General features: G+C 65.8%; 10 protein-coding genes. 5 read left to right on the forward strand and 5 right to left on the reverse strand.

All coding sequences use genetic code 11. The annotated features are described in order from the left end of the window. Together EB084_11225 and EB084_11230 are read right to left on the reverse strand one after the other, a co-directional pair. On the reverse strand, window positions 1-236 hold a 236-nt coding region (locus EB084_11225; protein ID NDD28825.1), incomplete at its 3' end, for a hypothetical protein. Between the two features lie 99 nt (window positions 237-335). Beyond that, window positions 336-1376: a hypothetical protein gene (locus EB084_11230; GenBank protein ID NDD28826.1), complete on the reverse strand. Its 1041-nt coding sequence runs from the start codon at window positions 1374-1376 to the stop codon at window positions 336-338. Window positions 1377-1943: 567 nt separating this feature from the next. Here EB084_11230 and EB084_11235 point away from each other — a divergent pair. Genes EB084_11235 through EB084_11255 form a run of 5 tightly spaced genes read left to right on the forward strand, consistent with a single transcriptional unit; the run spans window position 1944 to window position 6847 of the window. Further along, window positions 1944-3299, forward strand: a complete 1356-nt coding sequence (locus tag EB084_11235) for a maltose ABC transporter substrate-binding protein (protein NDD28827.1) — start codon at window positions 1944-1946, stop codon at window positions 3297-3299. 2 nt (window positions 3300-3301) lie between these two features. Then, window positions 3302-4207 carry a sugar ABC transporter permease gene (locus tag EB084_11240; protein NDD28828.1) on the forward strand — a complete coding sequence of 302 codons (906 nt, stop codon included), beginning with the start codon at window positions 3302-3304 and terminating at the stop codon, window positions 4205-4207. 2 nt (window positions 4208-4209) lie between these two features. Next, entirely contained in the window at window positions 4210-5055 is an 846-nt protein-coding gene (locus EB084_11245; protein ID NDD28829.1) for a sugar ABC transporter permease, read from the forward strand. Window positions 5056-5099: 44 nt separating this feature from the next. Then, on the forward strand, window positions 5100-5399 hold the full coding sequence (locus EB084_11250; GenBank protein ID NDD28830.1) for a hypothetical protein: 300 nt from the start codon (window positions 5100-5102) through the stop codon (window positions 5397-5399). A 56-nt stretch (window positions 5400-5455) separates the two neighbouring features. Continuing rightward, complete coding sequence (locus EB084_11255; protein NDD28831.1) at window positions 5456-6847, forward strand: hypothetical protein; 1392 nt, start codon at window positions 5456-5458, stop codon at window positions 6845-6847. A gap of 61 nt (window positions 6848-6908) precedes the next feature. Here the strand turns inward: EB084_11255 and EB084_11260 are convergent, their stop codons facing one another. The 3 genes from EB084_11260 to mnmG all read right to left on the reverse strand — a co-directional run bounded on the left by EB084_11260 (window position 6909) and on the right by mnmG (window position 10840). Further along, window positions 6909-8003, reverse strand: coding sequence for a hypothetical protein (locus EB084_11260; protein NDD28832.1), 1095 nt, complete (start codon window positions 8001-8003; stop codon window positions 6909-6911). 154 nt (window positions 8004-8157) lie between these two features. Beyond that, window positions 8158-9048, reverse strand: a complete 891-nt coding sequence (gene rsmG, locus EB084_11265; protein ID NDD28833.1) for a 16S rRNA (guanine(527)-N(7))-methyltransferase RsmG — start codon at window positions 9046-9048, stop codon at window positions 8158-8160. Continuing rightward, complete coding sequence (mnmG, locus tag EB084_11270) at window positions 8834-10840, reverse strand: tRNA uridine-5-carboxymethylaminomethyl(34) synthesis enzyme MnmG (GenBank protein ID NDD28834.1); 2007 nt, start codon at window positions 10838-10840, stop codon at window positions 8834-8836. Before mnmG ends, rsmG begins: the two co-directional genes overlap by 215 nt. Window positions 10841-10921: the final 81 nt, after the last annotated feature.

Genomic DNA, 10921 nt, shown 5'->3' on the forward strand with positions numbered 1-10921 from the left:
TGTTCAGCACAGAGCACGACAGGGGTTGAGCCGGGCGAGTACGCGAGCGCAACAGCGACCTCGAGGCCGTTCACGAGAACGGCCTCGGCGCGCCTCAGGAAGCCCAGATCGTCGTCTGAGACCTTGCTCGAGGTTCGGGGAGACGCAGCCTTCTTGGAAGGCTTCTTGGCAGCGCTTGCCTTCTGCTCTCCCTTGCGGGACGTCTTGGAGGCGACCTTGCCCGTCTGTGGACTCATGGACATATTGTTTCCATCCCCCCCCCTGTTCTCCTCTGAAGCGAAGATGGAGGCTCTCGTCGCGCAACCCGCAATCGTGTGGAACGTTCCGTGTCGGGGTCATGAAACGCCCTGGCCACACGCCCGACCTGACGTCAGACACGACCAGTACCCGTGCTTTCGCAGCAGTTCGACTTCGGTACGGCCCTGCTCGGGCAGGAGCGCCGCACGCGGGACGCGAGAGGTGCGTTGCTCCCACGCATGCAGGCTTTCGCGCATGCGTGCGACCACCTGCGGATGTGAGGCGGAGACATCGCTCTCCCCCGCAACATCGTTCACGTCGACCAGCTCGGCAGAACCGGCGCGCTTCCAGGTCGACCCTCTCTCCCCAGACATGCCGCCCGTGCCCGGCAGAGCCAGTTCGAGATCACGGTCGTACTCGATGTATCGCCAGCCATCCATCTGTACGCTGCTGCACTTGAAATCGCAGGTCTGGGCAAAGAGCGGACGATGGGCGTCGAGGGGGCCGAGCGCATTCACACCGATCTCCCCTTTCACCGGCAGACCGACGAGGCCGAGAATGGTCGGCGTCACGTCTCCGTGCTCGACGGGCGCATCGATGCGCCGCCCCCCCGACAGATGGCCTGGCGCCCAGAGCACCAGGGGCACGTGAAGCAGCTCCTCGGACAGGCCGTAGACATGATTCGAGGTCTGGGCATGGGGGAAGCCGTGGTTGCCCGTCAGCACCACGAGCGTGTCATCGGCCTGGCCCGTGGCCTTCAGCGCTTCGAGCAAACGCCCGCAGCATCGATCACTCGAGCGCACCCCGCTGTCGTAGACCGTATCGGTCGCCTCCGCCGTGATCCTGCCCTGGGCCAGCAGACTTCGCGCCTGATGGATGTCCCAGATCATGACCCACGCGAACCAGTGCTCATCAGCGGCATGCTCGCGAATCCACGCCACCGCCTCTGTGGTGGCCTCGTCTCCCGAGCGCCACTCTGGCTGACTGCTGGGAGAAGGGCAGTGAAAGAGCTCAAACCCCGGGTCGCACGCATTGTTCAGACGCGTCTGACCACAGCATGAACGTAGAGAGAAAGGCCGCGGTGCGAAAACCGTTCCGCCGCAATCTCTCCGCCAGCGGCTGTGCACGAAGCCCGTCAGCGGTCACCGAATCGCTGGCTGCCGTGTCGAGGATCCAGCGAGATGCCGCCATCGTTGTCTCAGACTGGGCATAGGCATTCGTGTAGGACGTGCCCGCATCGATGAGCCCGCGCATGTTGGGAATCGAGGCGACATGGCTGCGGTCGTCGACATAGTCCTCGCGAAGGCAGTCCACCGTGATGAGCAGAACACGCTGGATGCGATGGGCCTGCGAACGCCGCGCCACGCAGATGCAGAGAATCAGCGACACGATCAACTGGCGGAGGACCCACCCCACCTCACGCCTGTCTGCCGCAAAACGGTTGCGCACCCAGACCCCTCCCAACGGGCAAGCTGCACGCTCTTGAGCGCCGAGAAGCCCAGACGCTCTGGCGCAGGAGGTGAATATTCCTCGGAGGCGAGCGGCATCTCCTATCTCGCGAGGGCACCCTCTGCTGCGATGGAGGCAGGAAAGAACGGCACGTCGACAAATACTCGACGGCCACGGCCAACCTGTTCCGCTCGACGCATCTCGACTCGCTGAGCGGAACCGCAGCCGGAGGATTGATTTGCAGTGCAGCAGGGTATATGATGATCACGGACTGGTACCGACGCCAACAGTCGGAAGGTCCACTCTCTGGCCGTCGGGGCCTCACCTCCCCCAGCCCCCCTCCCCGTCGGCCTCTTATTTTTTCCGTGGCGCCATCTCAAAACCAACGAGGTCAGGTCTCCTTTGCCCTCGTCATCGGCGTCACGCTTGCCGTTCTGATCACATTGCTCGCCCTCTCCTCGAGCCGCGCGGCACGTGAGCGTGAGCTCGTGGTCTGGACGGCCTTCAAGGACTCCGAGATCCCCGTGCTGCGCAGAGCCGCAGACGCCTTCGAAGGCGCCGAAGGGGTGCGCGTGCGCATCATTCGCGTACCCTTCCAGGAGCTTCAGGCGAAGGTGCAGGTCTCCGTTCCGGTGGGCCAGGGGCCAGACCTGATCACCGGGCCGCACGACTGGATCGGCACGTTCGCGCAAGCAGACATGGTCTCTGCAGTCGACCTGGCCGAAGCCAGCACCAGCGAGTACCTTCCCGTGGCGCTGCAGGCCGTGCGCTACCGCGGACGGCTGTATGGCCTCCCGGTCAGCGTGAGCACGCTGGGGCTCGTGGTGAACAAGAAGCTGATCGACGATGTGCCTGACACGTTCCCCGAGCTTCTCGAGAAGGCGAAGACGCTCACCCACGACGACCAGTTCGGCTTCCTCTTCGACGACACCGACCTCTTCTTCGCCTGGCCGTTCTTCGGAGGCTACGGCGCCCACATCTTCGCCGAAGGCCCAGATGGCCTCGATCCGCTGAAGGTGGGGCTCGATTCTCCCGAGGCTGTGAAGGCGGCCGCCCTGCTGCAGTCGCTTCACACGACACACATCATCCCCGTGGGCACGCGCAAGGAGAGCGCGTCGTCGCTCTTCCGCGAGGGGCGGTGCGCCATGACCATCACCGGCCCCTGGTCGCTGCAAGACTATCGTGACAAGCAGATCGACTATCGCTTCGTGCCGATTCCAAAGCTCGACAACGGTCGGTGGCCCCAGCCCCTCGTCTCTGTCGACGCCATCTTCCTCAGCCGCTCGTCGCGAGAGCCCGCCCTGGCCACTCGCCTGATGCAGGCGCTGACGAGCCGCAACGCGGAGGCCGAGCTCAACCTCGCCGCGGGTCGCATCCCCGCGCGACGCGACGCGCAGGACGACGAGCGGGTGGCGCGCAATCCCGACGTGCCCGCCATCGGTCGCTGCGTCGACAAGGGCGTTCCCATGCCGGCCATACCCGCAATGACCCAGGTGTGGGGCCCCATGGCAGACGCCCTCACCCTCATCACCAGCGGCCAGGCCCCGCCAGACGCAGGACTCGCGCAAGCCGTTCGTCAGATCATCGAGAACATCAAGAAGAGCATGGAGTAGCCGTGGACCAGCGCGACCGCCTCACCCCCTACGCGTTCATCGCCCCGGCGCTGCTGTCCACCGCCGTGGTGACGCTCATGCCCACGCTCTACACCATCTACCTCTCGTTCACAAACTGGAGCCTGTACCACTTCGACAAGCCCTCGTTCATCGGGCTGGCCAACTACCGCGAGATCCTCGCAGGCGCGCAGCTGAGCACCTTCTTGCGCGTGTTCGCCTGGACGCTGGTGTGGTCGGCGGCCAGCGTCGCGGGCGCGCTGGTGGTGGGCATGGCCTTCGCCCTCGTGCTGAACCGCAAGGATCTGGCGGGACGAAGCGTCTATCGCACCCTGCTCATCATCCCGTGGGCCATGCCCAGCTTCATCACCGTGCTCATGTGGGGCGGTCTGCTCGATGGGCAGTTCGGAGCGGCCAACGCCGCACTGAAGGCGGTGGGCCTGCCGGCCGTGGAGTGGCTGACCCAGCCGGGCTGGGCGCGGGTCTCGGTGGTGGCCGTGAACGTCTGGCTCACGTTCCCGTTCATGATGTCGATCATCCTGGGCGCGCTGCAGAGCATTCCCGCTGACATGTACGAGGCCGCTGCCATCGACGGAGCACGCAAGACCACGGTGTTCTGGCGTCTCACCGTGCCGATGCTGCGCAACGCCATGGTGCCGGTCATCGTCACGTCGTTTGCGTTCGCGTTCAACAACTTCATCGGCATCTACCTGCTCACCGCCGGCGGCCCTCCCATGGCCGACGGGAACGGCGCGGGCGCCACCGACATCCTGGTGTCGTACACATTCAAGCTCGGGTTCAACTTGAACCGCTACGGTCTCGCGTCGGCCTACGCGGTGGTGATCTTCGCCCTCATCGGAACCCTGAGCCTCATCAACTCGTCGCTGACCGGCGCCTTCAAGGAGGACTGAGCATGGAACGCAAGCGCGGCCCCCTGGCGCTTCTTGTCACGCACGCTGTGCTCGTGCTGCTGGTGATGATCATCCTCATGCCGGTGGTCTGGGTGGCCCTGGCGTCGTTCCAGAAGGGCGGCAACCTCTACGGAATGGCCGGTGGCGCCCTCACCACCGAGAACTACCGCACGCTGCTGGGCACCTCGCGCTTCATGCTGTGGGTGCGCAACAGCCTGCTGGTCTGCGGAACCAGCGCCCTGCTCGCCCTCTGCTTCTCCACCACGGCGGGGTATGCGTTCTCACGCCTGCGCTTCGTTGGACGCAAGCACGGCCTGCTCACCCTTGTCATCCTGCAGATGTTCCCCGCCATGATGGCGATGTGGGCCCTCTACATGCTGCTCGACTTCCTCAATCGGGTGACGGGCGGCATCGTCGGGTTCAACCTGCTGGGGCTCACCCTCATCTACACCGGCGGCGGGGTTCCGTTCAACATCTGGCTCATCAAGGGGTACCTCGACTCCATTCCCAAGGAGCTCGAGGAATCGGCCTGTGTCGATGGCGCGTCGAAGTGGCAGACCTTCAGCCTCATCACCCTGCCGCTCATGGGGCCGATACTCGTGGTGGTGGGCGTGCTGACCTTCATCGGTGCGTACAACGACTTCCTCATCCCATCGATCGTGCTGCTCGACGACTCGCAGTACACCCTGGCGGTGGGGCTGCGCTCGTTCATCAGCGGGCGCTACGACACCAGCTGGGCTGAGTTCGCCGCCGCCAGCGTTCTCGGTGCGGTGCCCATTCTCGCGGTCTTCCTCTCGCTGCAGCGCTATCTGGTCGATGGACTCACCAAGGGCGCGGTGAAGGGCTGAACCTGGGAAGGCTTCAGTCGAACGCCACCGGAACGCGCGCCTACGTGAAGACCGATCGCGATCTCAGCGCCTACGACACCGCCACGGGCGCGTGCGTGGGAAGCATCGCACGCATCACCCCGGACCACACGTTGGAACTGCTCCCCCAGATCGATGGCGAAGCGGTGGTGCTCACCAACAAGACCGTCATGTTCACAAACGCCAATCTCGAAGAGATGGGGTGGGGAGCCTACCCTTGGGAGGTGCGAGGCTACGAGATCCTTCCCGACGGGGCACCGTTGCCGTGGGTGCGGGTGACTTCTACCATCTCGGGAACGTGGAGATCAGCCACAAGGGATCCGTGACCTTTGCGAGCGAGCAGGTCAGGTCGTGTGGCATCGCGAGGCTACCCGATGGTCGGTTGCAGCTGCTCGAATACGACGCCGAGCGTGCGATTGCGCCATCGACACCAGAGAACCGACGCCGAGCCGACAGCCTGGGCCTGTCCGCAACGGGGATGTCGCTGGTCACCGTCGACCCGCAGCGCGGAGAGATCGCGCGCGTGCCCACCGCGCGCGGGGCCAATGCCGTTCTTCCGCTGGCAAACCGCACCACAGTGGTCTGCTCCCTCGAACAGGGAACCACCTTCACCCAGCACGGCGACGACGGGGGCGTGCTTCGCAGCTACACCTTCGAGAATGAGGGAGGGGCCACGAACTTCCTGATCGACGACGCGCGAGACCAGGCCTATGTGGTGATGCGCACGGGTGCCACGTCAGTGGTGTACCGCCTCGACCTCTCTCCCACGGCCGTGCGTCATGAACCCGTAGAGATCGCCCGCGCTTCGGAGAACCTGATCGTCCTGCCGGTGTTCAGCGATGGGCGCCTGGCCATCGCGAGCCGAGATGGGGTGCGCGTGTACGACGGCGACCAGGTCACGACCCATGCGAGCCTCGAGGCCTTCAAGGACGCGGTGGGAGACCCCGCCCTTCAGCCCCACACCGTTCTCGTCGAGCCCTACCGTGCGCGCGGCGGCATCTGCGCCAGGGAACCGGAGAGAACCCTGCTGGCAGACCACCCGTGGACAGAGCAGACCCGTCTCGACGACTGGCTGCCCGTCATCGCAGAGGAGATCCCGGCGCTGCAGCAGTCGGGGCCCCTGGCATCCGAGACGCCAGCAGGCCGACCCGTCGCCGGCACCGACGGCTGTCTCGACTTCACACGCAGGGTCGACAGCGACACCGCACTTCGGGACATGCGACTCGGTGACGAGCGGGTGTACGCGCAGATGGTGATGCACCGGCAGGTACCGAAGGTCGACTTGATGACCTTTCCCGGGCACGTCGGCCGCATCGAGGTGTGGCCAGACAAGCGCAATGTGCGGCTGCCGCAGGACAGCTACCCCACAGAGATCCGGATGCGCCCTGATCAAACGACGGATTGCGCGTTGCCCGTCAATGTGGGAGACGAGTACTTCGTAATCACAGGGACCCACAGCCCGTCTCATCCCCAGAACGCGCTCTGGTGGACCCATCCAGCCAGCGGCGGATCGAAGGTGTACGACGTCTCACAGCCCATCATGGGCCTCTACTCGAGCCCCGACGCCGTCTGTGCCGTCGGATCGTACGGTGCGATCCTCACGATCGAGCCCATTCGCGAGCGCGGTGCGCAGATCGAGAGCAATGCGCCTCTCTCCACGGTAACCGCCGCGGGCACTTCGAGCCCCTGCAAGCCGATCGTGGAGACAGACGAGACGGTCTCCATCGGCGGCGTCACGGTGCGGAAGCGAAAGCTGGTCTCGAGCCCAGCCTGAAGAAGAACACCCTCGGCGGGGGGTCGCCGAGGAAGCGGCGTTCCTGTGCGTGTCGGACGCGCTACTGCAGCCCGAGACCCAGATCGCGTGACACCTCGCGCGGCAGCAGCTTCTTGCAGGCCTGCTGCCACGCCACGAAGTCGTGTCCTCTAACCAGGGTGCACGCCTCCACACCCTGCTGGTGGCACGTCACGAGATCTGCCAGCGTCTCGCTCACCTCTTCCACATCGCCTCCCTGACGCGGAGAGAACCCACGCACGACCTCAGTGATGCGCGAGGCCACCTCATGAGAGGAAACGTCCTGACCCCCGAACTGCAGCAGCGCGTGCCTGGCGAGGGCCGCGGAAGCCTGCGCGCCCAACGGGAAGCCGTGCTTGGGTGAGCGCGTTCCCGTGAGATAGAACGCGAAGGGGTTCTCGGTGCGAAGCACATCCCGGTTGCGAGTGAGAACGCCCGTGATGCCGTCGAGCTGCTCGGAAGAGACGGTGCTCGACGCGGCCGAGGCCGCCTCGACGAGGCCACGGATCTCCTGGTCGGAGAGCGATTGCACCTCTTCGAGGGCCGGCCCCACATTCTCTGAAGTGGCCCAGCGCATGAACAGGCGCTGGTTGACCTTTGGAACACCGCAGGCCGTGACCCCGTCGCGGAAGGCGAAGCCGTAGTCGCCGTAGATGATGGCCCCATCCGGCTGCATCCACAGGTTCCCGTCGTTTGCGATGCGGTCGAAGTTGCCCATCCAGGCATCGAACACGCCCGCACGCACGGCCGCGTCCGGATCGCGCAGGCGCTCGATGGCCGCTGGCTCGCTCTGAAGGGTCTGATGGACGATGAACTCTGATGCGAGACCACGATGATCCTGCCCGCCGACGTCGGCCACGGCGTCGCGATACACCAGGGTGTTCACGCCCAGCGCGTGCATGAGACGGCTGGCCACGACCTCGCGCGCCGCCTCTTCCCGCAAGGGCTGCTCCCACGATACATCGACGGGCTCCATCGACTTGAACGCAGACAGCGCGCCGTCCTGGGAATGGCAGAGCAGAACGGGATTGGAGCCCACCTGTGCGACAGACCGCGCCTTGCCCTCGCCGTCACGTATGAGCTTGACCCGCTCGAAGCGAGCAGCGGAATCGACGCCGCCAAGCGGCTGAAGCGCCATGATGAGATCTCCTCGGACCTTCTGCCAAAAGCGGCGAAGAAGGTGTTCCTCGACATGCTGGCGCGAGTGGCTCAAAAAAGACTGAAGGGCGTGCGATCCGAATGCTAAATCACAAGATGAGCGGCGCAGACGCCTGCGCCGGAAAGCCCGCGTGCTACAGCGGCTTCTTCGTTGCGACCCCCACCCGCCGCGGGTAGCGCGCGTCGAGCGGTGTCTGTCGCTTGATGACCACGAGGGCGCGGCGCTCCCGATCGGGCAGATGATACTCGCACACCCGCTCGACCGATGCGCCGAGGGCCGCAAGCGCGCCCGCCGCCTCCGCAATCTCCTCGTCGACGGCCGGTCCCTTCCACAGCAAGACCCGCCCCTCTGGCGCCACGAGCGGCACCAGCCACTCCACGAGAACGCGAATGGGCGCAACCGCCTTGGCCAGCGCGACGCCGAAGCGCTCGCGCAGCGCGGCGTCACGTCCGGCGTCCTCGACGCGCAAGCACTGGGTCACGGCGTGCGACAGACCGAGCGTATCGATGACCGACTGCACGAAGCCGATCTTCTTGGCGCTGGCGTCGAGCAGCACGAACTCACGGGTGGGGTCTGCCACCGCAAGGGGGATGCCTGGAACGCCACCGCCCGTGCCGACATCGATCACCGAACCGGGGAAATCGCGCAGGCAAGCGGCGCCTGCCAGCGCATCGATGATGAGATCGCGCTCGATGCCCTCTGCAGCAAGAGCGGTGACGTTGTGCGGCGAGGCGAGAAGGGCGTCGCGATACCGCAGCAGCTGGTCGATCTGCGCTTCGCTGAGGGGCGCGCCGAGACGGACCGCTTCCTCAGCCAGCGACACGCGCGTTGGTCTCAGACGACGGTTGAGCGTTGGCGACGACGTCTTCTGCGCGCGCCGATGAAGCGCCACCCGATGGGGCAACCGAATGGGCGCCTCGAGGCCGCGGGGCGCTCTTGCCGCCGCGACGGCGTTGATCGAGCCAGACCATGAGCATCGAGATGTCAGAGGCCGAGACACCGGAGATGCGCGAGGCCTGCCCAAGAGAGCGCGGCTGAATCCGCGACAGCTTCTCTCGTGCCTCGCTCGACAGGAACTGCAGCGCTGCGTAGTCGGCGTCGGAGGGGAGCAGCGCGTCCTCCATGCGCGAGAGCTGGGCGACCTGGGTGCGCTGGCGCTCGATGTACCCGTCGTACTTGACGCGCACCTCGACCCGAGCCGCCTCGCCCTCGTCGAGCGAGGGGCCATCGGTCACCGCGGTGGCCACCATCGACCACGTGACGTGGGGACGCTTGAGCACGTCCTCAAGGGAGATGCTGGTGGCCACCGTGAGCCCGTGCGCAGCGAAGGCCTCCACGTCTGCGGGACGGACGTGGCGGGCGCGCAGCCACGCCACCGCGGCGTCGAGGCGAGCCATGCGCGCCTCATAGACCGACCAGCGCGTGTCGTCGATGAGACCAAGGGTACGCCCGAGCGGGGTGAGCCGCTCATCGGCGTTGTCCTGGCGGAGCATGAGCCTGAACTCGGCGCGAGACGTCATGATGCGATACGGCTCGAGGGTTCCCTTGCTGATGAGGTCGTCGATGAGCACGCCGATGTAGGCCTGAGAGCGCTCGAGCACCACGCTCACCTCGCCGCGAACCTTGCGAGCAGCGTTGATGCCTGCCATGAGGCCCTGGGCCCCCGCCTCTTCGTACCCCGTCGTGCCATTGATCTGGCCCGCGAGGAAGAGGCCGGGCACGGCACGGGTCTCGAGGCCGTGCGTGAGCTGGGTGGGGAACACGAAATCGTACTCCACCGCGTACCCGGGCCGCATGATCTCGGCGTTCTCGAGCCCCACCACCGTGCGGATGAGCTCGACCTGGACATCGAGCGGCAGGCTGGTGGACATGCCCTGCACGTACACCTCGTTGGTCTCGTGCCCTTCAGGCTCGAGAAAGACCTGATGGGTCTCCTTGTCGGGGAAGCGCATGATCTTGTCTTCGATGGACGGACAGTAGCGCGGGCCACGGCTGTCGATATCGCCGTTGTAGATGGGAGAGCGATGCAGGTTGGCGAGAATGATCTCGCGGGTGCGCGGCGTGGTGGAGGTGAGATAGCACGGCAGCAGGCGCTCTGGAGGCGCCTGGCGGCCATCGCATGAGAAGGCGAGCGGCGTCTCGTCTGACGGCTGAGGCGTGGTGCGCGAGAAATCGATGCTACGCTTGTTGACCCGAGGCGGTGTGCCCGTCTTGAGACGCCCCATCTCGAGGCCCAGCGACCTGAGCGAGACCGAGAGCCCCACGGAAGGGGGCTCGCCCTGACGCCCCGCCGCGAAGCTCACCTCTCCGATGTGACAGAGCCCGTTGAGGAAGGTTCCCGTGGTGATGACGAGGGCGTGGCAGCGATAGATCCAGCCGGTCTGGGTGCGCACCCCTGCGACGCAGCCGTTCTCGACCTCGATGGCCTCGACCACGTCCTGCATGAGATCGAGGCCGGGCTGACACTCGAGCACGCCTTTCATGTAGTCCTTGTAGGCGTTGCGGTCAGCCTGGGCGCGCAGAGCCTGAACGGCGGGTCCCTTGCCTGTGTTGAGCATGCGGATGTGGACGTGGGTGGCGTCTGCGGCCCGCCCCATCTCGCCGCCCAGGGCGTCGATCTCGCGCACGAGGTGCCCTTTGGCCGGCCCCCCGATCGACGGGTTGCACGGCATGCGCGCCACCGTGTCGAGGTTGATGGTGAGCACGAGGGTGCGACATCCCAGGCGCGCGGCCGCCAGCGCGGCCTCGCAGCCCGCATGGCCCGCGCCGACCACGATCACGTCGTAGCGAACGGGTGCCTCGATGCCCGGTCCCATCTTCTGGCTGTCTCCCTCGCTGTCTCAGTAGGCCGCGCAGAGCAAAGGCGTTGGAGCGGCAAAAGCAATTCTACGAAGGGG

Source organism: Pseudomonadota bacterium (genome assembly GCA_010028905.1).
In the GTDB taxonomy this organism is placed as follows: Bacteria; Vulcanimicrobiota; Xenobia; order RGZZ01; family RGZZ01; genus RGZZ01.